Source organism: Enterobacter sp. DC4 (genome assembly GCF_000568095.1).
GTDB classification, from domain to species: Bacteria; Pseudomonadota; Gammaproteobacteria; order Enterobacterales; family Enterobacteriaceae; genus Enterobacter; species Enterobacter pseudoroggenkampii.
Genome location: NZ_AZUB01000005.1, coordinates 305,682 through 330,140 on the forward strand (window position 1 = coordinate 305,682; position 24,459 = coordinate 330,140).

General features: G+C 54.7%; 31 protein-coding genes and 1 pseudogene. 9 read left to right on the forward strand and 23 right to left on the reverse strand.

Annotation, left to right across the window (positions count from 1 at the left end; genetic code table 11):
• Nucleotides 1-2 precede the first annotated feature (2 nt).
• The 4 genes from P349_RS08050 to gss all read left to right on the forward strand — a co-directional run bounded on the left by P349_RS08050 (nt 3) and on the right by gss (nt 4,766).
• A complete protein-coding gene (locus P349_RS08050) occupies nt 3-848 on the forward strand; it encodes an ABC transporter permease (protein WP_021242100.1) in 846 nt (281 codons plus the stop codon).
• Nucleotides 841-1,818, forward strand: a complete 978-nt coding sequence (locus P349_RS08045; RefSeq protein WP_050597504.1) for an ABC transporter ATP-binding protein — start codon at nt 841-843, stop codon at nt 1,816-1,818. The genes P349_RS08050 and P349_RS08045 overlap by 8 nt, the downstream gene beginning before the upstream one ends.
• Entirely contained in the window at nt 1,815-2,792 is a 978-nt protein-coding gene (locus P349_RS08040) for an ABC transporter ATP-binding protein (protein WP_032650234.1), read from the forward strand. The genes P349_RS08045 and P349_RS08040 overlap by 4 nt, the downstream gene beginning before the upstream one ends.
• Nucleotides 2,793-2,903: 111 nt before the next feature.
• On the forward strand, nt 2,904-4,766 hold the full coding sequence (gene gss / locus P349_RS08035; RefSeq protein ID WP_032650233.1) for a bifunctional glutathionylspermidine amidase/synthase: 1,863 nt from the start codon (nt 2,904-2,906) through the stop codon (nt 4,764-4,766).
• A gap of 52 nt (nt 4,767-4,818) precedes the next feature.
• Here the strand turns inward: gss and pgaD are convergent, their stop codons facing one another.
• Genes pgaD through pgaA form a run of 4 tightly spaced genes read right to left on the reverse strand, consistent with a single transcriptional unit; the run spans nt 4,819 to nt 10,958 of the window.
• A complete protein-coding gene (pgaD, locus tag P349_RS08030; protein ID WP_032650232.1) occupies nt 4,819-5,253 on the reverse strand; it encodes a poly-beta-1,6-N-acetyl-D-glucosamine biosynthesis protein PgaD in 435 nt (144 codons plus the stop codon).
• Nucleotides 5,250-6,581, reverse strand: a complete 1,332-nt coding sequence (pgaC, locus tag P349_RS08025) for a poly-beta-1,6-N-acetyl-D-glucosamine synthase (protein ID WP_032650231.1) — start codon at nt 6,579-6,581, stop codon at nt 5,250-5,252. The genes pgaD and pgaC overlap by 4 nt, the downstream gene beginning before the upstream one ends.
• Entirely contained in the window at nt 6,574-8,511 is a 1,938-nt protein-coding gene (pgaB, locus tag P349_RS08020; protein ID WP_032650230.1) for a poly-beta-1,6-N-acetyl-D-glucosamine N-deacetylase PgaB, read from the reverse strand. The genes pgaC and pgaB overlap by 8 nt, the downstream gene beginning before the upstream one ends.
• Before the next feature lie 8 nt (nt 8,512-8,519).
• Nucleotides 8,520-10,958: a poly-beta-1,6 N-acetyl-D-glucosamine export porin PgaA gene (gene pgaA, locus P349_RS08015; protein ID WP_032650229.1), complete on the reverse strand. Its 2,439-nt coding sequence runs from the start codon at nt 10,956-10,958 to the stop codon at nt 8,520-8,522.
• Between the two features lie 672 nt (nt 10,959-11,630).
• On the opposite strand from pgaA, the gene P349_RS08010 reads away from it, so the two are divergent.
• Entirely contained in the window at nt 11,631-12,158 is a 528-nt protein-coding gene (locus tag P349_RS08010) for a helix-turn-helix domain-containing protein (RefSeq protein WP_050597505.1), read from the forward strand.
• A 284-nt stretch (nt 12,159-12,442) separates the two neighbouring features.
• Nucleotides 12,443-12,769 carry a hypothetical protein gene (locus P349_RS25580; RefSeq protein WP_071995311.1) on the forward strand — a complete coding sequence of 109 codons (327 nt, stop codon included), beginning with the start codon at nt 12,443-12,445 and terminating at the stop codon, nt 12,767-12,769.
• Here P349_RS25580 and P349_RS08000 read toward each other — a convergent pair.
• On the reverse strand, nt 12,747-13,565 hold the full coding sequence (locus tag P349_RS08000; RefSeq protein ID WP_024906534.1) for a DUF4225 domain-containing protein: 819 nt from the start codon (nt 13,563-13,565) through the stop codon (nt 12,747-12,749). The two genes, P349_RS25580 and P349_RS08000, sit on opposite strands and share 23 nt — an antisense overlap.
• A 321-nt stretch (nt 13,566-13,886) precedes the next feature.
• Here P349_RS08000 and P349_RS0124485 point away from each other — a divergent pair.
• The 3 genes and pseudogenes from P349_RS0124485 to P349_RS07990 form a co-directional block, all read left to right on the forward strand.
• Nucleotides 13,887-14,087, forward strand: a pseudogene (locus P349_RS0124485) (hypothetical protein); the annotation flags it as partial.
• Nucleotides 14,088-14,195: 108 nt separating this feature from the next.
• Nucleotides 14,196-14,648, forward strand: a complete 453-nt coding sequence (locus P349_RS07995; RefSeq protein WP_024906536.1) for an STM2901 family protein — start codon at nt 14,196-14,198, stop codon at nt 14,646-14,648.
• On the forward strand, nt 14,648-14,965 hold the full coding sequence (locus tag P349_RS07990) for a DUF1493 family protein (protein ID WP_024906537.1): 318 nt from the start codon (nt 14,648-14,650) through the stop codon (nt 14,963-14,965). Before P349_RS07995 ends, P349_RS07990 begins: the two co-directional genes overlap by 1 nt.
• 24 nt (nt 14,966-14,989) lie before the next feature.
• On the opposite strand, the gene P349_RS07985 is transcribed toward P349_RS07990, so the two are convergent.
• The 18 genes from P349_RS07985 to P349_RS07910 all read right to left on the reverse strand — a co-directional run bounded on the left by P349_RS07985 (nt 14,990) and on the right by P349_RS07910 (nt 24,249).
• A complete protein-coding gene (locus P349_RS07985) occupies nt 14,990-15,472 on the reverse strand; it encodes an Hcp family type VI secretion system effector (protein ID WP_032650227.1) in 483 nt (160 codons plus the stop codon).
• Nucleotides 15,473-15,878: 406 nt separating this feature from the next.
• Entirely contained in the window at nt 15,879-16,721 is an 843-nt protein-coding gene (locus P349_RS07980) for a DUF4942 domain-containing protein (RefSeq protein ID WP_032650226.1), read from the reverse strand.
• 81 nt (nt 16,722-16,802) lie between these two features.
• Nucleotides 16,803-17,006: a DUF957 domain-containing protein gene (locus P349_RS07975; RefSeq protein ID WP_032650225.1), complete on the reverse strand. Its 204-nt coding sequence runs from the start codon at nt 17,004-17,006 to the stop codon at nt 16,803-16,805.
• Between the two features lie 29 nt (nt 17,007-17,035).
• Nucleotides 17,036-17,527, reverse strand: coding sequence for a DUF5983 family protein (locus P349_RS07970; protein ID WP_032650224.1), 492 nt, complete (start codon nt 17,525-17,527; stop codon nt 17,036-17,038).
• Nucleotides 17,524-17,901, reverse strand: a complete 378-nt coding sequence (locus P349_RS07965; protein WP_032650223.1) for a TA system toxin CbtA family protein — start codon at nt 17,899-17,901, stop codon at nt 17,524-17,526. Before P349_RS07965 ends, P349_RS07970 begins: the two co-directional genes overlap by 4 nt.
• A gap of 327 nt (nt 17,902-18,228) precedes the next feature.
• Nucleotides 18,229-18,600 (reverse strand): type IV toxin-antitoxin system YeeU family antitoxin, encoded by a 372-nt coding sequence (locus tag P349_RS07960; protein ID WP_032650222.1) that lies wholly within the window; start codon nt 18,598-18,600, stop codon nt 18,229-18,231.
• Between the two features lie 22 nt (nt 18,601-18,622).
• Nucleotides 18,623-18,844, reverse strand: a complete 222-nt coding sequence (locus tag P349_RS07955; protein WP_032650221.1) for a DUF987 domain-containing protein — start codon at nt 18,842-18,844, stop codon at nt 18,623-18,625.
• A gap of 14 nt (nt 18,845-18,858) precedes the next feature.
• On the reverse strand, nt 18,859-19,338 hold the full coding sequence (gene radC / locus P349_RS07950; protein ID WP_032650220.1) for a RadC family protein: 480 nt from the start codon (nt 19,336-19,338) through the stop codon (nt 18,859-18,861).
• 11 nt (nt 19,339-19,349) lie between these two features.
• Nucleotides 19,350-19,823, reverse strand: a complete 474-nt coding sequence (locus P349_RS07945; RefSeq protein ID WP_032650219.1) for an antirestriction protein — start codon at nt 19,821-19,823, stop codon at nt 19,350-19,352.
• Between the two features lie 16 nt (nt 19,824-19,839).
• Nucleotides 19,840-20,094 carry a hypothetical protein gene (locus P349_RS25585; RefSeq protein WP_071995312.1) on the reverse strand — a complete coding sequence of 85 codons (255 nt, stop codon included), beginning with the start codon at nt 20,092-20,094 and terminating at the stop codon, nt 19,840-19,842.
• Nucleotides 20,094-20,912 carry a DUF932 domain-containing protein gene (locus P349_RS07940; RefSeq protein WP_032650218.1) on the reverse strand — a complete coding sequence of 273 codons (819 nt, stop codon included), beginning with the start codon at nt 20,910-20,912 and terminating at the stop codon, nt 20,094-20,096. The genes P349_RS25585 and P349_RS07940 overlap by 1 nt, the downstream gene beginning before the upstream one ends.
• A 110-nt stretch (nt 20,913-21,022) precedes the next feature.
• Nucleotides 21,023-21,256, reverse strand: a complete 234-nt coding sequence (locus P349_RS07935) for a DUF905 domain-containing protein (protein WP_032650217.1) — start codon at nt 21,254-21,256, stop codon at nt 21,023-21,025.
• Between the two features lie 88 nt (nt 21,257-21,344).
• Nucleotides 21,345-21,878, reverse strand: a complete 534-nt coding sequence (locus tag P349_RS07930) for a DUF4234 domain-containing protein (RefSeq protein WP_032650216.1) — start codon at nt 21,876-21,878, stop codon at nt 21,345-21,347.
• A 59-nt stretch (nt 21,879-21,937) separates the two neighbouring features.
• Nucleotides 21,938-22,294 (reverse strand): hypothetical protein, encoded by a 357-nt coding sequence (locus P349_RS07925; RefSeq protein ID WP_032650215.1) that lies wholly within the window; start codon nt 22,292-22,294, stop codon nt 21,938-21,940.
• Nucleotides 22,295-22,375: 81 nt separating this feature from the next.
• Nucleotides 22,376-22,687, reverse strand: coding sequence for a hypothetical protein (locus tag P349_RS07920; protein WP_032650214.1), 312 nt, complete (start codon nt 22,685-22,687; stop codon nt 22,376-22,378).
• A gap of 12 nt (nt 22,688-22,699) precedes the next feature.
• A complete protein-coding gene (locus tag P349_RS07915) occupies nt 22,700-22,966 on the reverse strand; it encodes a hypothetical protein (protein WP_032650213.1) in 267 nt (88 codons plus the stop codon).
• Nucleotides 22,967-23,020: 54 nt separating this feature from the next.
• On the reverse strand, nt 23,021-23,524 hold the full coding sequence (locus P349_RS26850; RefSeq protein WP_238550752.1) for a hypothetical protein: 504 nt from the start codon (nt 23,522-23,524) through the stop codon (nt 23,021-23,023).
• Nucleotides 23,521-24,249, reverse strand: coding sequence for a helix-turn-helix transcriptional regulator (locus P349_RS07910; protein ID WP_032650212.1), 729 nt, complete (start codon nt 24,247-24,249; stop codon nt 23,521-23,523). Before P349_RS07910 ends, P349_RS26850 begins: the two co-directional genes overlap by 4 nt.
• Nucleotides 24,250-24,459 lie beyond the last annotated feature (210 nt).

Consider the following 24,459-nt stretch of genomic DNA (forward strand, 5'->3'; position numbering starts at 1 on the left):
GGATGAGCAGACGCTGGCAGCAGGTTCGTCACCAGCTGCGCCGCAACCGTCCGGCGCAGTTCTCCCTGTTTGTGCTTTTTATTTTCGTTGTCGCCGCGCTCTGTGCGGGCCTAAGTCCGTACGATCCGGATCGGATGGCGCTCGGCGCACGCACGCTACCGCCGGATGCCGCACACTGGTTCGGTACCGACGAGTATGGCCGCGACTACTTCACCCGCGCGCTGTATGGCGGCCAGATCTCCCTGATGGTCGGTTTTCTGGCGATGCTCTTTTCCACGCTTATCGGCACGGTGGTAGGAACGGTGAGCGGCTATTTTGGCGGCTGGCTGGATAACCTGATGATGCGCGCCGTGGATATCCTGATGGCCATTCCGGCCTTCTTCCTGCTGCTGGTGGTGAATGCTTACCTCAAGCCGGGCGTGGATAACATCATTCTGATCATCAGCCTGCTGACGTGGATGAACATGTCGCGGCTGGTGCGCGCAGAAACCTTATCGGTGAAAGAGCGCGAGTATGTGCTTTATGCCCGCGCGTCGGGGGAAAACCCGCTGCGCATTATCGTGCGCCACATTATTCCCGGCGTGCTGCCGACCATTATCGTGGCCGCCACGCTCAATATCGCCTCGGCCATTCTGATGGAGTCGACGCTCAGCTTCTTAGGGCTGGGCGTGCAGGCACCGGCGGCATCGTGGGGAAGCATGCTCAACAACGCCCAGTCGTATATTGGCGAAGCGTCGTGGCTGGCGATGTTCCCCGGCATTTTGATCCTGCTGACGGTGTTCAGCTTTAACGTGCTGGGCGATGTCTTCCGTACCGCCTTTGAGCCAGGAGCGAATCGCGATGAGTAACTTATTAGCGCTTGAGAACCTGCAAACCACCTTCCGCACACGCGAGGGCGAGGTTCACGCGGTGCGCGGCGTGAGCTTTCAGGTTCAGCCGGGCGAACTCGTCGGTATCGTCGGCGAGTCGGGCTGCGGGAAAAGCGTCACCTGTAAGTCGATCATTCAGCTTCTGGGGAACAATGGACGGATAACCGGCGGCAGCATTCGCTTCCAGAATGACGATCTGGCGCAGAAAACCCCTGCGCAGATGCGCGCCATTCGCGGCAACGAGATCGCGATGATTTTCCAGGATCCGATGACCGCCCTGAACCCGGTGCTGACCATCGGCAAACAGATGGCGGAGATCCTGATGCGCAATAAAGGACTGACCAAAAAAGCGGCCAAAGCGGCGGCTATCGCCATGCTGGAACAGGTGGGCATTACTGAGGCTGAACGCCGATACGACCAGTATCCCCACGAGTTCAGCGGCGGGATGCGCCAGCGGGTGATGATCGCGATTGCGCTCTCCTGCAACCCAAAGCTTCTTATTGCCGATGAGCCAACCACCGCGCTGGACGTGACCATTCAGGCGCAGATCCTGCGCCTGCTGAAAAGCCTGCAACAGCAGACCCAAACCGCGATTCTGCTGATCACCCACGATCTCGGCGTGGTGGCGCAGGTCTGCAGCCGCGTGGTGGTGATGTACGGCGGGCTGGTGATGGAGGAGGGGAGCGTGGAAGACATTTTTTATCGCCCTGCGCATCCTTACACCCAGGGTCTGCTGGCCTCGCTGCCGCGCCCGGATGAGGTTAACCAACGCTTATCGCCCATCGAAGGCGCGCCGCCCGGCCTGCTTAACCCGCCGCCGGGCTGTCCGTTCGCCGAACGCTGCCCGAAACGCATGCCCCAGTGTGAACGGCAGCCCGCATTTTACACCGCCGGAGAGGGGCATCGCGCCGCCTGCTGGCTATGGGCCGATAAGGAGATTCAGGCATGAGTGAACAACAGGCGCCATTAGTGAGCGTTCGCGATCTGCGCAAACATTATCAGCTTAACGGTGGTTTGCTGCGTAAAGGCGTGGCCGTGAAGGCGGTTGATGGCGTGAGCTTTGATATTCAGCCCGGTGAGACGTTTGGCCTGGTGGGAGAGTCCGGCTGTGGGAAATCCACCCTCGGGCGCGCCATCCTGCGCCTTTTCGATATTACCTCTGGCGAGATCCACTTTGCCGGGCAGGCGATCGCTCACGCCCGCGAAAAAGAGCTCAAGCCGCTGCGTAAGCGGATGCAGGCGATTTTTCAGGATCCTTACTCCTCGCTTAACCCCGGCATGACGGTACGACAGCTGGTGGCCGAACCGATGCAGATCCACGGCTACAGCCGCGAAGAACAGCGGGAACGTACGGAAACGCTGCTCTACAAAGTGGGGCTGAAGCATGAACACCTTGAGCGATTCCCGCATGAGTTCAGCGGCGGGCAGCGCCAGCGCATCAGCATTGCCCGCGCGTTGTCCGTGCGTCCTGAATTTGTGCTGTGCGATGAGCCGCTTTCGGCGCTGGACGTCTCGGTGCAGGCGCAGGTGGTGAATATTTTGCAGGATCTGCAGCAGGAGCTGGGGCTGACCTATCTGTTCATCGCCCACGATCTCTCCATGGTGCGCCATATCTCCAGCCGCATTGGGGTGATGTATCTTGGTAAACTGGTGGAGGTGGCCCCGGCGAATGAACTGTATCAGCGTCCGGCGCACCCCTACACCCGCGCGCTGCTGGCGGCGGTTCCCCGGCCCGATCCGCGCATCCGCAATCTCGAAGACGCCACCCTGCGCGGCGACATTCCAGGCCCCACGTCCGCGCTGCCGGGCTGTAAGTTCTGCAGCCGCTGCCCGCACGCCATGCCGGTTTGCCAGACGCAGGAGCCTGCGATGCAGGAGATTGCGCCAGGGCATTTCGCGGCGTGCTGGTTGTTTAACGTGTAATTAATGCCCCACGCAGGTGTATGATAAATGCCCCTCTGTCAGGTTAATTACAACGTGCAGACGACGACAACCCTTAAAAAAATTGCCGCCTGCCTGTTTTAGGTTGGATACATGCGTAAAGGAAAGTTAAGCAGTGATGCGCCATTCGGGACATTGTTAGGCTATGCGCCCGGTGGCGTGGCGATTTACTCTTCAAATTACGGCAGTCTGGACCCGCGCAACTACCCGCAAGACGCGGATTTTCGCAGCTATATTGGCAACGAATACATGGGCCACAAGTGGCAGTGCGTTGAGTTTGCCCGCCGTTTCCTGTTTCTCAACTATGGCTTTGTGTTTACCGACGTCGGCATGGCGTGGGAGATCTTCTCCCTGCGCTTTTTGCGTCAGGTGGTGAACGATAACATTCTGCCCCTTCAGGCTTTTGCCAATGGCTCAAAACGTGCACCGCGGGCCGGAGCGCTGCTGATCTGGCAGAAGGGTGGCGAGTTTCACGAGACCGGCCACGTGGCGGTGATCACCCAGCTTCTGGACGATAAGGTGCGTATCGCCGAGCAGAACGTGATTCACTCTCCGCTGCCGCTCGGGCAGCAGTGGACGCGCGAGCTGCGTCTGAGCGTGGAGAACGGGTGTTATACGATCCATGACACTTTCAACGACACGGAGATCCTCGGCTGGATGATCCAGACCGACGACACGGAACACAGCATTCCCCAGCCGGAAATCGACGGCGAACTGCTGAAAATCAGCGGCGCGCGGCTGAAAAACAGGCGTCAGTTCGACGGAAAATGGCTTAACGAAAATGACGCATTGCAGCAGGCGTATATCCGCGCCAACGGCCATGTGATCAACAAAGATCCCTGCCAGTACTTCACCATTACCGAAAGCGCCGAGCAGGAGCTGATCAAGGCCACCAACGAACTGCACCTGATGTACCTGCACGCCACGGACAAGGTGCTGAAAGACGACAGTCTGCTGGCGCTTTTCGACATCCCGAAAATCCTCTGGCCGCGCCTGCGCCTCTCCTGGCAGTGGCGTCGTCACCATATGATCACCGGTCGTATGGATTTCTGCATGGATGAGCGCGGCATCAAGGTCTACGAGTACAACGCCGACTCCGCGTCCTGCCATACCGAGGGTGGGCTGATTCTCGAAGAGTGGGTGAAAAACGGCTATCGCGGCAACGGGCATAACCCGGCGGAAGGGCTGCTGGAAGAGCTGACCGGCGCCTGGAAGCACAGCCACGCGCGGCCGTTTGTCCACATCATGCAGGACAACGATGTCGAAGAGGACTATCACGCGCTCTTTATCCAGCGTTCGCTGATGCAGGCCGGGTTTGAAACCAAAATCCTGCACGGGCTGGGGGCGCTGAGCTGGGATGCCGCCGGACAGCTGATTGACGACGAAGGTCGCCACGTCAACTGCGTGTGGAAAACCTGGGCGTGGGAAACGGCGATAGAGCAGATCCGTGAGGTCAGCGAAACTGAATACGCCGCCGTGCCAATCCGCACCGGACATCCTGAAGGCGAAGTGCGCCTGATTGACGTCCTGCTGCGTCCGGAGGTGCTGGTCTTTGAACCGCTGTGGACCGTCATTCCCGGCAACAAGGCGATTCTCCCGGTGCTGTGGCAGCTGTTCCCGAACCACCGTTACCTGCTCGACACCGATTTTGAGGTTAACGATCTGCTGAAGCAGACCGGCTATGCCGTCAAGCCGATTGCCGGACGCTGCGGCAGCAATATCGACCTGATTAGCGCCCAGGACGAACTGCTGGATAAATCCAGCGGCAAGTTTGTCGATCGTAAAAACATCTACCAGCAGCTGTGGTGCCTGCCAAACGTCGACGGCAAGTACATTCAGGTCTGCACCTTCACCGTGGGCGGGAACTACGGGGGAACCTGTCTGCGCGGCGATGACTCGCTGGTGGTGAAGAAAGAGAGCGATATCGAGCCGCTGATTGTGGTTAAAGATAAGTAGTTATTACCCGCAATAAAAAAGCCCCCGCTGGGTATCCTGCGGGGGCTTTTCGTTACTGCTCTTCCTCTTCCAGCTGCTCGCTGATCTTCAGATCGATGATGCGGCCAATCTGGTCATGATAGACCGTCAGCAGGTTGTACTGGCTCATCTCGGAGATGATCTGCGGTGAGACATTAAAGCTGCGGGCCAGCTCCTCCTGGTGAAAATAGCCCGGCTGACGCCGCCTCACGTGGGCGCGGCGGCGGTTGTACTGATACCACAAAATCAGCAGCCAGCCGTTGAGCGCGGCGAACAGTAAATAGATCAACACCGTATTAAAGGACGCAATAATGACGCCCCAGCGGTGGTCGCTCTCATCGGTGAGCTGCATCCAGAGCCGGGCATACAGGAAAAACAGAAAGCCTCCCCACGCCACCAGCGTTAACGCGGCATCGAAAACACGTGGCAATAGCCGATGTTCGGTCAAAATTAAGGTATTTTCGTTCATTGAATGCTTCCTTTTCCCCGGTCCGGACTGATCCAGCGCGCGCGGGCACGCTGGCGTTTAAGCATGACTTTTGGAAATGCGACGAGGGTGGTGAACAGGCCAATCATCCAGTACACCATCGGGAACCAGATCACCCAGAAAAGCGAGCTGGCTACCTTCCGTTCATAGCGCCTCTCGATGTACAAACTGACCAGGAACTGCAGGAGGCACATCACGCCCAGCAGCAGCCCGGTAAACTCCGGTGGAAAGAGGCTCTCCACGGTCAGCCTGGCAGGAACAGGGGCGATATGGCTGAGGATAAATAACAGCACCGTCATGGCGTACGCGAAGGCCCACAGCGTTGACAGGGCATACTCAAGAAACAGGGGCCACATGCGGTGATGTTCCCAGCGCACAATCCTGCGCAGGTTGACCAGAAACACCTCCGCGCCGCCCTGGGCCCAGCGCAGACGCTGTTTCCACAGACCCTTGAGCGTCTCCGGCATCAGGATCCAGCACAGCGCCCGCGGCTCGAAAAAGATATCCCAGTGGCGCAGCTGGAGCTTCCAGCTGATGTCGATGTCTTCGGTGATCATGTCCGGGCTCCAGTACCCGACGTCCGCCAGCGCCTGTCGGCGAAAGGCGGCGATAACGCCCGAGACGGTAAAGACCCGGCCATAGATCCGCTGCGTCCGCTTGATGAGCCCAATAATCGATGAGAACTCGCCCACCTGGATGCGACCAATCAGCGTGGAACGTGTGCGAATACGCGGATTGCCGGTGACCGCCCCGACGTGGGGATACTGAATCAGCGGTGCCACCAGATACGCTGCCGTATCGCGATCGAGCAGGGCGTCACCGTCAATGCAGACCAGCAGATCGCCCCGGGCCGCCGCTGCCCCGGCTTTGAGCGCCAGCGCCTTCCCCTGGTTCTCCGCGAGGTTAATCACCCGCAGGCGCGGCTGCTCCTGCGCCAGAGCCTGCAATACCTCCGCGGTGTTGTCAGACGAGCCGTCGTTGATGGCGATAACTTCTATATTTTCATACCGCTGATCCAGCGCGGCGCTGATGGTCTCCCGGGCATTTCGTCCCTCGTTAAAGCAGGGGATCAGAATGGAGATGAGCGGCTCACCGGCGAGCGTCGGCGCGGGCGTGTCTTTATCCCACGACCAGTGGCGTTCAAGCTGAAACCAGAAATAGAGGCCGCCGGTTATCCAGAGCACCGACATGAACAGCGGCCAGAAGAACACAAAATCCAGAATCAGCTCGCCGGTAAAGAGGGCGGCCACGCCTAACGGCAACCCGAATACCAGACATAAAATAGAAAAGGCGATAATGCGATCAGTCATTGTCAGGATACCAGTACGAAGAAAATACAGGCCTGATACGTGAGATATCAGGTTGGTTGTTGATGAAATCATCGGGGTAGTAGCCGTAGTTTTTGACGCCGTTCAGCTGGAGCACGCGCATCCACTGTGCCAGCTGGCTGTCAGAAACGGCGCGCGGCGGTTGCTGATCCCAGTCTCTGGCCTGCAACTCGAAAATGGTTTTATCGAGCGCGCCGGGACGCGTGGCGACCGCTTTAACCAGACGCGTCAGCCAAGTATCGCTTTCGTCTACCGGGACGGACTCCATCAACGGCATGGCCATCGGCACCGTCCAGTCATACTCCGCCAGAAAATCGTCAAGATTCTGCGCGAACCACGCCTCGCTTTCGGGCTGCAGAATGGGTAAGGCGAACATGTTGCGCGCGGTTTTTATCTGCGGGCCACGGATATGCTTCACCGCCAGGCTCAGGGCGTGGGTAAACCCGATAAGCAGTTGGCTCTTCTGGCGAGTCGTGTCCTGCCCGGTATCGTCCACGTCCGTCAGCACCGCATCGTCATGGAACAAAATCCCATTGAAGCTGGCATAGCGGGACAGATCTTCATAGATGTCCGTCACCTGCTGGCGCACCTGCGGGTCCCACGGGGAGAGCCGGATATAGGGATCGGTGGCCTCGCTCAGCTGGCCTGTCTGGCGATCCCGGCGCTGCACGCGCGGCAGAGCAGGATCGAGATCGAACGAGAGCACCGGCATCCACGCGAAGACTTTCACGCCCGCGCGGGTTTGCAGCTGCCAGGAGACAAAATTAAAGAGATCGGCCCGGACCGGTAGCCGACGGTTGGGAAAATAGAGTGCCTTGATCCTGCCGTCGCCCTGCGGGTCGGCAAACGCCTGCAGGAAAACATGGCTGATTTTCATGTCGTAGACCCGCTGGATCAGCCTGTTGATATTTTGGGTCTGCTGGGCCGGATCGGGATCGTAAACGTAGTCGAGATCGACGTGCATGACGCGCACGGGCTCGCGCTCCTGAACCTGGCTTACCGTACTGGCAAACGCCTTGAGGGAGGGATTACCGGCGATCAGCAGACGAGGGATGCTCCCCAGCTCCTGCACGTTCCCCAGCCCGTCTTCAAGGGTAAAGGCCAGCTGATAACCCTGCTGTCTGGCGATCGCAAGCGACGTACCGTTAGCAGCGCCGTAGGGCCAGACCCAGGCGCGCGGCGCCTTGCCCGTCACCTGCGTGATTTTTTCGGTCACTTTACGAACGTCATCCCCGATCCGCTGGTTGAACTGTTGGTCGGTTTCATAGCGGCCCGTGGCTTTATCATAAAAGCGATTGGCGATCGCCGGTTCACGGCTGCCCTGCGGGTTGGCCGGAATGCCGTAATGCGAGGCCCAGGTATGCGATCCAATCTCAATCAGCGGCGACTGGCTGAGCTCGCGCACCATGTCCCACGTCGCGAAGCGATCGCGGGGCGTCATCAGGCCACCGAAGTTAACTTTTTGATTTTCCGGCGTATCCACCCAACTGCCCACCGGCGCCCACAGCGCAGGAACGTTCCACGCCTGAAGCAGCGGCCAGACGCGGGTGTAAAAGCTGCTGTAGCCGTCGTCAAAGCTGAGCAGAACGGCTTTGGGCGGCAACGTTTTTTTCCCGTCATGCGCATCGAGAATGTCCTGCACGCTGATGACGTGATAACCGTTGTGCAGCAGCCAGCTTATCTGCTCGTTTAGCGCGCTGGTTCGCACGGAGAGGTAGCGCTGATCGGCGGCATCGTCTTCGACGTCGTGGTAGGCCAGTACCAGAAACTGGTTCTGCGGCCAGGGTTTGCTCGCCTCCAGCTGTGGCCGCGCGTTGGGCGCAATAAACGAAAATGCCTGCGCGCAGACGCTCGCGCTGAGGCAGAGCCAGCCGATGAGTATCAGGCTCACGGAAAAACGTGTGTTCATCATCATCATCCTTAAAAGCGTAAAGTCGCATCAAACGTGACGGAGAGGTTGCTCTCGCGTTTGCCGTCGTAAGGGCGCTTGTCCCAGTTCAGCATCACGCCGGTGTCCATGACGTTGTTCCACTGAACGCGTTGTCCGTAACCCAGCAGGGTGATGGCGCCAGCGGACTGATTTTTCTGCCAGTAGCCGCCGCCACCCGCCACGAACTGCTGGCTCCAGAGGGTGTCGTAATGGCGATGCATTTCATGGTCGACGGACAGGGCGGCCGTCACGGACAGGTCCCGCGCCGGGTTGTAATAGAGCGTGTCGTGCAGGCTGTTTTTACTGGCGGCGATCCCTGGTTCGAGATCCAGCGTCAGGGACGGGGTCTGCCAGAGACGCTCCTTACCCGTGAGGGTGTATTCCTGTCGGCGGTTATGGTCCGAAAAGCGGCTGAGGGCGGCGTTGAACTGGTACTCACGGCGCTCGTTTTGATACCAGCGCACCCCGCCTTCCCCCCGGTTGGCGCTGATCCCGTTGCGTAACGCCCGCAGGGGCGTGGTGCGCGACAGGCGTTCAAGGCTGCCGCTGACCTGCCAGTTATCCGTCAGAACGTACGAGGTTGAGAGGCGAGCGCCCGGCTTGTTTGCCCCGTGATAGCGGTTGCTGGAGAGCTCGGCTTCGAGCTGGAGGTCGCGTGGTCGCCATTCGACGCCGCCCAACAGGTGACGGCTGGTGCCTTCGCCTTCTTCGAAATTACTCTGCGCATAGCGGGTGCCGGCAAACAGCCGCCAGTTATCCGCTACGGGCGGGCCATAGAGCGTGGCGTCCCAGTTGAGGTCGTGCGTCCCGCTGACGGGGTTATCGGAGTGCAAGCCCTTGCTCGCGTTGAGGCGCAGTTCGGACATGTGGTGGACGGTGCGTAGCCTGTCCAGACGCCTGGCGCTGCGATCGACGGGCGTGCGGGTGATGACGTCATCGGCCAGTAAATCCATCTGCCGCCACTCCTGCAGATCCATGGCGACGTAAGCCTGCTGCTGCTCAAGTTCCAGATTCGAGGGCTCCAGCGCCTCCGCCATTTTCAGCGTTTGCTCGGCCGCGCGCGGCAGACCCCGCGCCTGAAGCAGCGTGGCGTAGTCAATCTGTAAGCCCTGATTGCCCGGCGCCGTTGTCGCCAGATGGTGCGCCAGCTTTTCGGCTTCCGGCAGGGCATTCGTCGCCAGCAAATAGTTAAAACGGAGCGACTGCCCGGTAAGCCACAGATCGTTAGGCTGAGGGGTAGGGGAGCCGAAATCGTAGCGGGTCCAGGGGACGTTGCGGGTCTGGCGCTCTGCATACCGGCGGGCGGACGGATACTCTCCCGTATCCAGCCAGGCGTAGAAAAGCGCGTGCTCCTCATCCTGCGGGTCGGAAGCGTATTGCGGATAGCGTTGCAGAAGCGCGAAGGCGGCAGCCGCGTTTTTCTCCTGCAGATACGCGGAGATCACCCAGCCGATTGCCCAGCCCGGCACCGGATGCTGGGCTGCCGTCAGATCCTGATATTCGCTGATGACCCGCGGGTAATCACCATGAGCGTACAGCGCGCCGAGCCGGTCGATACGCGCAAGGATGATGTCTTCCGCCGCCTGCGGCTCGCGTTGCCAGCGAGCAAGCAGCGCGCCGTAACGATTCAGCGCAGATTGCGCAAGCTGCAGGCGCTCCTTTTCTGTTCGGCCAGGTACATCGGCAAGGCGAACGCTTTCGGCTGCGGCATTCAGCTCAAGGCGACGACGCTCCGCGGGGGACAGCGCCACCTTTTGTGAAAGAAGGAGCGCGGGGGTATTGACCCGGTTATCCGTTAGCGCATCAATCAGCTCCCTGAGGAGCGTTTTATTCTCAGGTGCGATATTCAGCGCGCGCGTGTCTGCTAAGAGCCGATCCCAGCTTTTTCCCTGGCGTAACCAGACATACGCCAGCGTCTGAAGATGCGCCTGAGAGGGATTTTCCGCCACCAGCCGCCTGGCTTCCTGCAATGCAAGCGTATCTTTGCGGGCATCGGCCAGGGTTTTGATATAGCCGATACGATAATCGTCGTTATCCGGCGCAAGGCTGCGCGCCTTTTCCCAGAGCGCCAGGGCTGGCTGCCACGCCTTTTGATTTCGCCTGGATTGCGCGACAGCCGCAACGCCGCGGGCGGGCAGCGGCATATAAATGCTGTAGCGCTGCCAGACCTGAATAACCTCGTCATCATGACCTGCCCAGGCCGCCACCTGTAACCAGTCCGCGACGTTTTCAGGCGTCAGGGCATGCTGCTGCTGATAACGCTGAAGATAATCGAGAAACGACGTGTAATTACCGTTACGCGCCTGTTGAATCTGTTGCTCATAAACGGATTCCGTAGCCTGAACCAGAACAGGAAAGAGTAATAACAGAAACAATAATGTTGGGGTGCGATAAAAGAATAATGTACTGAAGCTAAGTGATCTTTCCATATCTATTTGCCATTTGTTTATCATGAATCCATTGCATAACACGGCCGCCTTTAAGCTCAGCGTAAAAGGCCATAAATGAGAACATTAAATCTGAATGCAGTGATGTTACGGGGTACTTACTTAAAGGTAATTATGGATCCTCATCTCAGTAGACTGGATGGGAGGTAATGTACACCTGATATGTTGCCGGATAAATATGCTGAAAAGCGGCTGAGTAGTTTTGAGATAATTCTGGAACGAGCAGGTTTTAATGATTATTTTGAATTGGGGTCTTAATTGTAACCAACTGAAATAAAATGATTTTATTTTTATTGTGACAGTTTTGTATATATTTTTTATGACGTTTATCTGCCTCAATTAAAGTACTTTCTGGTGCATGTTTGGGAAGTTTCATGACAAAAATTCTTAATGTTTAGAGAAGTGACTTTTCTGCGATTGTTTTTTATTTATAATTAATGGCAGACATTGAATGATAGTCTACAGGAAGTCTTACTCATCAATGTCTGTATTGAGGGATGTCCAAAGCCAGAATACATTTATCGTTAATATAACAGCGCTATAAAACGAAGGCGGCCTTCTTTCTGAAGGATCGTTCTTGCTTTAATCTAAAAGGGATGGTTAGTGGCAACTTCAATAGTGTTAGTGACTCAGGATCGCTACCTTGTCAGGGGAATGCGGATATTTTTTCCGGATATTATCCTGCTCGATTCGATTGACAGAAACATATTTGATAACGGTGCAGATGAATATTCTGTATTGATTGATAGTCGTTGTCCGCTCCGTTTATATGATTACCTGATACGCCATCCGGCCAGAACGAAAAAAACAATCTGCTGCGTTATGCTTGATATGCGTCACCGCGAGGAGAATCTGCTCAGTATGAAGCTGTTTATGAACACGTCGCTCACTGCGCCGGATATGGCCTCGCTGTTTAATCTGGTGCTCAATATGAAGGGCAGGCGCCTGACCACGAAGTGGCTGCTGAATTTACGGCTTAGCACGCACGAAGCGATCATGCTGCGGCTGCTGAGGGCAGGGATGTCCATGGAAGCCATTGCCGATGAGCTGAATACGTCGGTGAAAAGCCTCTACCGCAAACGAACGGCGCTCTCGGAACGCCTGGGGGCGGAGAACTTCAACGAAGCGTGTTTGTTTATCTTTAAAAATAAACTGCTGGACGCAAGTGGGAACGATCCCTAGGGTGGGGAGAGATCAAAAGCAAAATTGCGGGCGGTATTCTGAGCTTTGAGAATGCTGGATGAGGACAACTTCCTGGCCTTGGGTATGGATTTACTCTGGCTCAAAACGACACAAGGACGTTGTCATGGACACGATTGAAGAGTCTGGTCACCGCTACTGTGTAGCATATCTTCAAATATTTGATTTAAATAAAAATTTTACAAATATCGTCAAGGAGCGATTTATCCGTCAAATTAAGTTAAACTTCGTCACAGGTTTCAGTGAGTTATGGGACGGATGGCAGAATGACGAGCGAAGAAGCACTTTTAAAATCAGGTTTTAGTAAACGAGATCTTCAAAAGCTAAAAAACAATATCGAGAATTACGGTGGTTCGTTTGATAGCGTAACTCATGATCTGGCCAATCGTTTTAAGGCAATGAAGTGGATAACTATTATTGCCTTTATCATACTGGCTTTAACTCTTTTACTTGCATCCAGGGATACAAGTCTGACACTTGCGCTCACGTTATTGATTGTACTCCCTTTTATCTGGTATATAACGCCAGCAAAACTTGGCTACAAATCCTGGCGTTATCGTAAAATGCTGACTAATTCTGGGACGGGTCGCTGACGGACAATAGATCAAAAATAATCTTAGCTTTGACCCCATAACCAGCAATTTTCATTGTAAGCTGCGGGCGGCTCAGTGTGCTCACCTTTCGGTAATAGTCTGTGGGCATATAACGAAACAGTCGCCAGGTACCTGGTCGCCGCAACAAGCCAAAAATGGTATAAGCGTTAGCGGCCAGTGAAATTGATTTGTAGACACCTAACCCGTTCTCACGACTAAAGCCCATAAACTCAGCTGTAGACATCGCGGCATCCGCGACCAGCCCTTCACTGGTAGTGTTGTTCGTTGCGTAGCGAGCCACTTCTTTACTGATGCTGTTTGCCCCGTCAGTAACCAGAACCGCACCAGCAAGGACCCCGAGAGGGGTCATAGTGCCAATAAGGGTAAATCCTGCGGCTATTTCAGCACCGGCCAGGACAACACTAACTGCCGAGATCACATACCCAACAATTTTGTTATTCTCTCGGATGAACTCGACTTTAGCGTAAAGCTTCGCTGCCTTAGTTCGTAATAAACGAGCTTGTTCCAGAAGGTTATAGTTTTCTTCTCTAAGTTTTTTAACGCATTCCATGCATTCTTCATCTGATTTAGCCCGACGAGCTAACGTAAACTGTTGTTCTATGAGGTCCCGAATTTCCTGAATAAACTTCATTCGAGTCAGACCATCGCTGAGATGAAAAGCCGACAGAGTGTTGGCTGTATTTACCAGTTTTCTGGCTTCCATATTCACCATCGTTTCCGCCCAGGCTTTATTTCTTCCACCTGATTGCATCATGTTAAGCAAAGCTGCATCCATTGTAATTCCTCTCAATTGCTTTACCGGCATCTGTTTAGACTGATAAACGGCTCCCTCTGACAGCCATGCGTGCCAACGCATGGACAATATAGTAGCAATGTAGTTACGGGGTCTGAAGCAGAAGTCGCTTTTTGCAGCTTCGCTCCTCGGCCTGCTTTGTCGCCGGTGCTCACATGTGTTGTGCCACTCCTGCTCCAGTGAATAGCTGCCCTACATATCTGAAAGCAATCTTTGCACTTTCGATAAAGCCGGATGACGGGGAGAGCCCCTATCCTGTTGAGTAATTTACTCATTTCGCTGAGTGGTTGGCGGGGTCAGTCCATGTTGAGGGCAGGGATGTTAATGGAGGAGGTTGCAGGCGAGCTGAATACGTCGGTGAAAAGTCTCTATCGTAAACGGACGGCGCTCTCGGAACGGCTGGGGGCGGAGAATTTTAATGAGGCGTGTTTGTTTATCTTCAAAAACAAACTGCTGGGCGCAGGTAGGAACGATCCCTGGGTTGGGGAGAGACCAAAAGCATAAAACTGTCTTGCGGGCGCTATTCTGAGTTTTAAGAAAAATGGACGGTGACAGCATCCTTGTTTCAGATATGGATTTACTCTGGCTCAAAACGAGAGAAAGGACGCTGTAATGGACACGGTTGAAGAGTCTGGTGGAACATATTTCTATCACGGTAATGCTAACGTAACAGCGCAGGAGCTATTTTTGCTCATATTTGCTGAAGGTCTTGCAAATCATATAGGGGTGACGGTTGAGACTGCTGCAACCATTTTGGCTGGGCAACCCCTTCTGCCTAAGCGAAAGGTCCTGGGTGCATCCGGATCACGGACAAGTATTGCCTCGAAAGTGGCGCGGCGTATTTTAAAGGGAGCACGTTTCCCCGATGGCATAAGGGTCGAAACCACCATTGGTATGGGTAAGACACGTCTAACAAACAAGGTCGGGGCAGCAGTAGGGCGGGCGGTTCCGTATGTTGGCTATACTCAGGCGGTGATTATTTTTATTACGGTTGCCAGAGAAACGAGAAGCAAGTACAACCTCATCGCGCGACCTAAAGATCGTATTGCCTGGACATACTTCTGATGTTGCTTCCTGATGAGCAAGAATTACTAGATTACATCACTGAGAATTATAGTGACCGTAAAACTCCGGCAAGGAAAGAATGGACCTTCCAGGAGCATTTCAATCTCGTACCAGAAGATCTTGAGGACATGCTGCTTGACCTTTTCACCCGGTATGGAATTGAATATAGCAACTTTGTGATGGACCATTATTTTGAACCGGAGCTGTATTGGTTTCAGTTTCGGCTCAGAAAAAAATTCCGCGATCGGCAGTACAAGCCGCTAAATCTCGAAATGATTATTGAGTCGGCAAAAGCGGGGCGCTGGCTATATGACTAAGGGGCTGAAAGCCCCTTATGATGTTTACGCCGATTGACGCTCGTTCCATGTATCACTAAAGATGATGTTCCCATCGTTATGCTTCCAGGTGATTTTCTCGTACCTGAGTTCGATGGTTTCCATATGGTTTTCGTTAGGGTTATCGCCTGAAGCCATCGCAGGGGAAATCGACACTATCCTAACGTCTTCAAGCAACATGTTGAAATACTCTTCTTCCATGCCAGAGTAATTTATCCGATACCACTTTATCTCAGCTGATGACAGGTTTTGACCTGTCGCAACGGCTTTGTAGAGGTATGGGCTTGAACAATCGAATTCCTTAATGATCAACATAGGTGAGTGCATTCGCGTACCGGTTATTTTACCGGTTGCGTTATCTGTTGGGATAACAAGGTTATGATGAAAACCTTTCACTTCAATGCTGCATTCTCTGTGTTGAACATCAACTCCGCCTTTAATCAACGCGCCACCATCGTCCTTCAGCCATAGATAAGCCGGTATAGCCATTCGAATATTCCTTCCTTTTTGCGTGTGGATCTCCATCCTGCTTTCGCAGACCATTCGGGCAAGCGTATGCGCGTAGCTGGTATAGAAGTTCAAAACAGATCATATTTACGGCCTGTCTTTGTTTTTTTAAGACAATGACTTGTTATTTTTTAATCAAAAATTAAAAGTAAGTCTGACGCTGGAAGCGTAATACTTTGTCAGTGATTGGCTGTATGAGCTGCTGGACTAGCGCAAAAGCAAAAACCCGCCACGAGGGCGGGTTTTCTGAAGAAGTGGTGCCGGACTCGGAATCGATTCTTGTTTTTATGATGTTGATATGTATGGTTTAATTTTAATGTGATGATTTTTATACCCTCATTTGTACCCTCGGTCCGTTTGCATTGATTCTGGTGACTCGAATTTGGGTTCAGGTACGAGGTGGTAGGGTTGCAGGAAAATGGCGGGCAATTATTTCGTTCATCTTATCAATCAAATCAGAGCGTTTAAAGATGATGTGCCCAGTGCCTTTCTGGAAGTAACGTATCTCAACATACTCGTCTTCGAAAATGGAAGCGCGCTGTTTGCGGATATGAGCATCCAGCCTGACGGAAAGATCGTTGCGATTCTCCGGAACAGGTTTACCATCCAGCAGATTCAGCATACGATCTAAATCTGCTAACTGCTCACGTCTGCGCCCATGACGGAAGTGAAATCCCCAACGGTCATATTGTACCAGACCATCAACGATGATCTTCTTCCCGAACTTGCAGGGGCTGTTGCTCTTGTAATCCCAGCTTAGTCCCTTAAACACGTTAATGATCCCCCGCTCGAACACCTCCGCTTTACTCTGATGTAGCTGCTCAAAGGTGCTGAGAATATTCTCTTCACTGACAGCGGGAATATCGTCCTTTTCCAGACTGTTGTACCACTCTTCACGTGCCTGTGCGTCCATGAGTGCCAGCATTCCCGACTTATTCATCAGGTTTTTCCAGATGCTGCGATCGATATTTCGGGTGATGGCTTTTATCGCTGTTTCTGGTTTATCCATCAACCAGCAGTCGTAGCGGTATTGCCGTACTGCCCATTCATTCGATTTACCTCCGCCTACACTGCTTGTCAGGGCAGAGATATCGTCAAGTTGTTGTATCAGCGTTTCAATCTGTGCAATCGCAGTATTACGTCCGCTGACGATGCGTTCTATGCTGGTAGAGCAAATCACGTCGGTGTGGCTGGTTAATACTTCGAATTCGGTGAGGGTAAGTTCTGACATGTTTTTCTTTCCTTATACAAAGCAAAGCGCCAGCCGGTGAGGGCTGGCGCTTATACGTGTGTGATGAAGATTGCCAGGCGGCTAATTTGTTCTGGCCTGTTGCAGAAGTCGAAGGTGGTGGAGATCGCGAACGTCCTGTAATGCCTGCTCTATCCAGGGCAACAGCGCCGCCGAATCCGTATTGTCTTCGTCGTTGTCGAAAATAATGACGCTGTCGCAACTGATGTTGTCCTGTAGCCAGTTAATCAGGATGGTGAGAGCGGCTTCGGTGGTTAATTCTGGCATGAGTATTCCATGTGGTTATTGAGGATGGGTTACCAGTCAAAGGTGGCAAAGCCCGGCAGCACTTCGCCAACGGCATCCAGATGAACAATACCAGTGGTGTAGCGACGCATAAGCGTCACCACTAACCGGCGGCAGGCTTTTGACAGACCGAGGCGTTTGAGGCGCAACACAGGAAATGACCACGCATCCAGGCGCAACAGATAGCCGGAGCCGGTGTACATAATCCATTCGCTTTCACCAAAGTCTGCGTACTGATGAGAAAGAGCGAACAGCAGCCTACTATCGGCTTCGGTTATATGCGCGGTACTGCACTGGATACCGTTAACGCGGGCTATGGGCGGAAGCGGATCTTCCACGACCAGCTTTCCGGGGGAATCAGCAATACGAAGCGAGTAACCGTTATCATTGACCACATCAATCAGCGCAGCCAGCTCAATGCCATCGATATCGACGGCGATCCGGCCCCCATTAAGGGCCAGTACATTAACGGTATCGGCTTCCACCGTCAGGGACAGCTTCATTGCAGCCCCCTGGATGACTGCCCACTGATGGCGCAAGCCACCGCCTTATAGCCGGTACGTTGCATCAGGCCGGTGGCCTTTCTGGCCCGGAGTATGTCAATAGCGCTGATGAACGGAGACTGATGCTGAATGGAGAAACCGGGGCGGTCAATACGAACCAGTTCAGATTTTTCAACGAGAAAATTGAGTGCATCTGCCAGTGAAATCCCGGCGTCAATATGCTGCTGGATCACATTGCCATCACCAAACTGTGTGTCGTTAAGCGAAAGGCCGTAATGCCTTTCCAGCAGATAAGTAAGAAGTTGCTGCCAGATTTCTACCGGCGACGGGTGTGACGATACCTTCCTCGTCGGGATGGTGGGTAAGGTTTGCATAAAGTTGATCTCTGTTAAATAAATAAGATGTTGATGGTCGGGGGGATAACGGTGAAGGGGGATGGTGAGTTACGGTGTTTTTCAGGTAATCCGCTTACTGTCTGATGGCGTCAAGTGCGGCCTCCAGTGTGAACCAGTTAATGCCCTGTTCTGCGTCGTGATGGCTGGCTGCATGGCATAATGCCGCTCTGGCCTCTTCTGCCGTCACAGAGTCATCCACATTGTGTACATCGTCTTCGTATCAGAGTGAACACAATACGAAGTCGTCATTTTGATGTTGTTTCAGCAGTTCAATGACCTCGCTGATTTTACAGGCGTATGGTATGGCTATTCTCCTCCGGGTTGTGCCACAGGTGGCGTCGCATAAATCGCAAGATAAACGTATCCGCAGGAGCCGAGGGTGTCTGCCTCGCAGGTCAGTCCTTTTGCGTGGAGCGTGACGCCGTGCTGATGTCGGGGAGTGAGTTCACCGCTGGTGAGCATTAACTCAAGTTGTTTCAACAGCAGTGGAAATGCCTGGTCCAGATGGCGCAGGTCTGATTCGCTGAAGGTACCGGTGATGCTGGCGCGATCAGCCAGGTAATGCAGCCGGTTGCCCTCCTGTACCAGTCGTGCGCCAAAACACGGGATAGCTGCAGGCTTAAGTCCCCACCAGGGGGCGGCAATATCGTGATTTGCTACATTTGATGAGCTTTGCATTTAAGTAATCCTTAACCAGGTGTTAATTCAGGGTAACGCTGCGCAGGACAACATACGGGCCGTTGCGGTCCTGGCGGCGTTCAGCGAATACGGCGAGCACACCGCAGATATCCTGCACCTCCCGTCCGGCATAGTGGCAGATGCTGCCGGACCACAGGTATTTCCCTGTACAGAAGCGGAACAGCCGCGACTGCGGATGCTGGCGGTATATCGCCATCGCCTGGCGTTTGCTGATAATCTTCATCGTTGTTTTTCTCCTTAAAGCCAGCCTCGTTCGGCAAAAGACACTATATCCATCCCGCCAACCACCAGGTGGTCCAGCAGGCGAATATCGACCAGCTCCAGGGCCTGTTTCAGGCGTCCGGTAATCAGCCGGTCGGCCTGACTGGGTTCAGCCTCTCCGGAAGGATGATTGTGCGCGAGTAGCGCGGCGGCAGCGTTGTGGTGAAGTCCGGCCTTCACGACCTCCCGTGGATGGACGGTAATGCTGTTGATGGTGCCGAGAAAAAGCGTATCGCAGGCGATGAGGCGGTGCTGGTTGTCCAGCCACAGCACCATCAGCGACTCCCTCTCCTGCGTGGCCAGATGCAGGCGCAGCCAGTCGCGCACGGCATTGCTGGACGTAAATGACGCACCGGGTTCACGGAGCTGCCCTTCCAGCAGGGTTAAGGCTTCCCTGACCGTCAGCTGGTCGGCAGAGGGTAATTCACGGGCAAACAGCGGTAACTGTTGTTCCATGGCGGCTGACCTCAGTCGATGATGTGCATGATCGCACTGCATTCCGCATGGCTGAGCGCGTAGTCCCGCAGGCGGTAATAGTGCTCCGTCATGGCGTCGCATTCGGTGCGCATGGCGTGGTGGCTGTAAGTCATCAGGCAGACCGCGATCCCGGCAGCCCCGGCGCTGAGCTCACCGCCGTTACCGTTCAGGGTGTTGAACAGCGACCAGAGTTTATCGCTCTCCGCTTCCGGGGCCATAAACGCGCCGCCGTTGCTGAGCGTGTAAAACTGCCAGATACCGCCGTGGTAGTCTGTGCAGAAGCGGTCCATCCACGCGAAGACTGTCGGTTCGAGGATCATCCACTGCGGGATGCTGCCGAAGTGCTGCGGCCAGAAGCTGATGCGCTGCTCGTCCTGTACGAGTGTGGCGGTCAGCGCTGGCGAAGAACTGGCAGATTGTGGCGGTAACGGGAGGATATCGTTAAGGTTAATAATATCGGTCATGCTGGTTTTTCCTTGTTTATTTATCGGGTTGGGGATGTTGGTTCAGCCGGAGTGACGGGCAGGACTGCGCATAGCCGTCCTCATCACAGCGTGACGGCCAGTGGCCCTCCGGGAGGCTTAAGCTGCACAGGCTGAGTTCGCCGGGACGATAAAGAAGGTGTGAACACCAGGCGCACAGGTCGTCATCGGAGATGGAGCGGCTGCAGGGATAGTTCTCCAGGGCGGTCGGATAAAGGGTTGCCTGGTGGGCGTTATCAGGTAGCGGTGGCATCAGCTCAGCGCCTGCTGAAGTTCTTCCTCCATCACCCAGAGGGCGCGATTGAGCTTAACGTCGCCGTCTATGCCTTTAACCGCCCGGGTATGGCTGCGTTTGCCTTTGGCGGTACGTCCTGGCAGACCCCCTTTCAGCAGGTTCTCCTGGCAACGATTGAACACTGACCACAGGTCGTCCTGACGGTCTTCATAACGTCGGGGCGTCAGTATCTGGGATGCCGCCACCGGCTGGTGCTCTTCCCCGAAGCGATACGTCAGCGCGGCTCTGGCAAAAGCCTGCTGTGCCGGTGGGGGAAGTAGCAGTGACTGCATGGCGTCCCGCTTTTCTTCCACCCGGTCAAATATCTCCAGCACTTCATAAGCCCCTTCAATGACCTTCTCAACCACGTTGCCTTTATGTGGCACGCGTACCTCACCAAAACTCTCGCCACATATCAGGCCGTTCTGGCAGACAAAGCGAAACAACCCCGGCAACATCTGGTATGAGCTGGAGCCGTCATGGCTGTTGAGGAGGATGATTTCGGGGACCTGTTTACCGGTAATCTGGCCTTCACGACGCAGGCGCAGCATGTGCTTCGTGTGGTCACGTTTATTCAGGTCGCGCACGCGGGTCTGGCAGGCAAAAAACGGACGAAAGCCTTCGCGCTGCAGGTTATCGAGGAGGGTAATGGTCGGGATGTACGTGTATCTGTCTGAACGAGATTCATGTTTCTCTTCACTGAATACGCTGGGCACATAGTGCGCCAGTTCATCGCGGGTTAACGGGCGGTCGCGGCGTACAAGGTTGACCGCACCAAAACGGCTGGCTAATCGCATGACTGATTCCTTATGGCTGGTATAGCGGCATAAACAAAAAGGCCATGCGCCCCGAAGGGAGCATGGCCTGCTGGTTGTGTGGCGGGTATTCGGGTGAGGCCCGTGATGCGTCAGTCCCCGGGAATACCGTGGCTGAGCAGATAACGGTTAAGCCATTCCCCGGCATCGGCTTCAAAGTTCCACGCCCGCCAGATCAACTGACCCGCGCGCTCGCGAATGACCAGCCGAAAATGTGTCCCCTGGTCGTCCTCAATGGTGATGTTCTGGTACGTTGCTACCACGGCATCAGCCTGCAGGCGGGTACACGGACCGGGTGGTAATGGCGTATCGTCAGTGAGTTGCATGTCTGCTCCCTGATGACAGACGGAAAATGAACGCCCTGCCCGGATGAGCAGGGCGTCGGTGGTGTGTAATACGGGGTTATGGTCGTTATCAGGGCTGGTTCGTCAGTTCTGCTCCGGCCGGAGCGGGTTCATTCGGTGTTGCGGTGGTGCCGTGAATAATCTGGTGCTTCGCCAGCGCCTGCTGCATGTCATTGATGCAGTACGTGATGTAGAAGACGTTAAACAGCACGGTATAAAAGGCATTCATCTTCAGGTCGAAGCGAAACGCGTTCAGTGCATAGTGACGCAGCGCCGTTCTGGCCTTAAAGGCCCAGACCACATACATAACGGCGCTGGCCACGGAGAGCAGCCCGCTGATGGCCAGCAGGATATCGCCGGTTGAGTCATAGCCGTACGGATCAGGCGCTGCCATGGCACCCAGCTGGCGGCTGAGTCCGAAACAGACGGTCAGCCAGATAATAAACAGATTGCCGTAAAGCGGGCAGCCCGTGGTGTCGCTGATGATATCCTGCTTTTTATAGAGCCAGAGCAGGGGCCAGACGCCGCAGGTGGCCATGCTGAGCAGGACAAAATGCAGCGTACGGGTATTCAGCCGCTGGCTGAGGGTGTTGATGTCGGTCATGGAATTATTTCCTTATCAGAGAATGAATTAAAATATGGCGTGCAGAAAGGCGGTAGCCCTTACTGCCAGTTAAAGGTGTACGGGCCCTTGCTGGTCTGTACCGTCAGCTCCAGCGGGCGACATTGAGTGAAGTTACTGTTACTCGGTGTGGTGAAAGAGAACGTCTGCCCGTAGCCCAGACGTTTGTTCATATTCTTTCCCCGGCCTGTGATGGAAATCAGGCAGTTGCCCCGGTTGAGCGTGAGTGACTCTATGGTGATGTCATTTTCGAGACTGGTCAGGGTGAGCTGCCAGACGGGGAGATTCGGATTATTAATCAGATACGTTCCCTGTGAATTTACGGACAGAGGTGCCGTGTTAGCCAGGGCAGAGGCGCTGATAATGAGCAGCGCGGCGGTCAGTAGATGTTTAAACATGAGGGTTTTTCCTTTCCGAAAGATATTTAAAATTATTGCCATTCTTGTATGGTAAAGAGGCGGATTTATTCGCGTTAGGCGCTACATCAGCTGTTTGCCAACCGTCATCAGGCCGGCCAGCCAGCCGATACATTGAGGACCCGCAAGCCAGAACAGTCGGGCTTTTAACAGGCCGCCCATTCCGCCGGTGGTATAGACGCTGTCCGGCATCAGCCACAGGCGCAGGAACGCGCCGACCGTCATACCGGCACCGGGACCGAGCGTCATCCAGAACAGATACCCCATCCCCTGCCCGAAACTGCGGATTTCGCCCGTGTTCCCGAATACGTTAAAGAGGACGACCACAAGCGCGATGGCGAAGGCAATCGCGGAATATTTAATCACTAGCGTCATTCTGTTCAGTCCTTATTTTCTGCACTGCTGAGCGGCGCTCAGCATGTTGTCCATAAAACGCGGGGGGACATAGCCGTACTGCTGGTTCATTTTCTCCAGTTCCCCGTGGGTATATTTCGTTTTCAGCTCATCCCAGATACAGCCGCAGACCGCGGTTGTCCCGCCACCGGACTTGCAGCCCCGGATAAACTCTCGTTCGTTCCTGTCACCGCAGCCGCTCAGGGCCAGCGCTGACAGCAGCGTGACGGCCAGTAATACGTTCCGGGAAACCATCGTCATTTTTAATTGCCTGTTAATCATTGGGTGAATATCCATCCGTTAAAACGCCCCTGCTCAGAGGCTGTCCGATTCCGCCACGCCTTCCTGTTCAAGGGCATGACTGATGTTGTTCACCACCGTATCCGGGTCGAGCCGGATTTCCGCCAGATGCCTACCCGTATCAGGTGTTCCCTTGTAAACGTCCAGGGACGCGAACGGTGTGCCTTCATCGTTCGTCCCGGCAGAGACCTGGTATGAGGTGTCGCCGTTCCGGACGGTGAATTCCTGCAGACTGATTACCTGATTACTCTGGTATGCGTACGTGGTGGTATGTACCGGTACGGTAATGTCCATTTCCTTATGCTCTGCGCCCGTCTTCCCGAATGAATACGATACCGACGGGGTGATGATGCAAATCTCAACCTCCTTTTTGTGGTTAACGGTCTGCGCATAGAAGACGGGCTTTCCGCAGCGCTGTTTATGAGCCTGTACAAGCGCGTCGGGCGTAGCGGCATTTACGGCCGACAGCGATGCCAGCATCATTCCTGCGCTCAGCAGCAGGGCTGTACCGTGTTTCATGTTTTAACTCCTTTTGGTCTGGTCTTAGGTTCGGGAGAAAGCTCCCGGAAGGTGTGAATGACGTTGCTGATAAAGTGAAAATGTGGAAGAGCATTGATGAAATCCGCATCCACAATGAGTGCGCTGGTCTCACTGCGCCGGTGGAAAGAGCGTTCAGACAGGGAAACGGACGTCACTTCCTCAACCCTGAATACCTGTATCGCACCATACTGGCTGGCCACCAGATACCAGCACGCATGCGAGAAAATCAGCCGGTAGGGCTCAAGGTGGTCGTGACGGATGCCCTTTACCAGCAGGCTGACCAGCCGGTGGTGGTAAATGCCTTCAGCAAGACGCTGAAAGCAGTCCGGGAGGATCCTTGATGGGGGCTGTACATGGCCTATCAGGCATGGAGATGTGCCGTTTTCATCCATCAACAGCTGCATCAGCTGACGGCTCTGTGAGGGAATGATACGGGCTATTCCGGTGTTGCGGGCAAACGCCAGCGCACCGGGAGTATGATCGCGCATCGGGTTCGTCCGTAACCGCCAGCAGCCGTTATCGCCAGTGAGATCCAGATGCAGCAGACGCTGAGAGAAATCCCGGCGCAGGGTGCGTTCAGATACGCCAAATTCACCTGACAGCGCTTTCAGTGAAAGGGATTCGCCGGCAAGAAGCCGGCTGATAATGACTGACAGCCTGAGTGCCAGCCTGTCGTGTCGGTGCGCAGGGTCCGTGGCGCGCATGTGCCCTCCGTGAATGAAAAATACTGAGATAACTCATGAGGTTATTATGCAGGACGGGATGGACAGGATATGACCAGCGATGAGACGGTGTGGCAGAAAAGATGAAATATTTTTTCGAAAATAACTGACTGAATTCTCGCGGATAATTGCACATTGTTCAGTGAGTGAGCTGTAGGTGGTCATACCCTGTCATAAAGCCGGTCAGCAGGA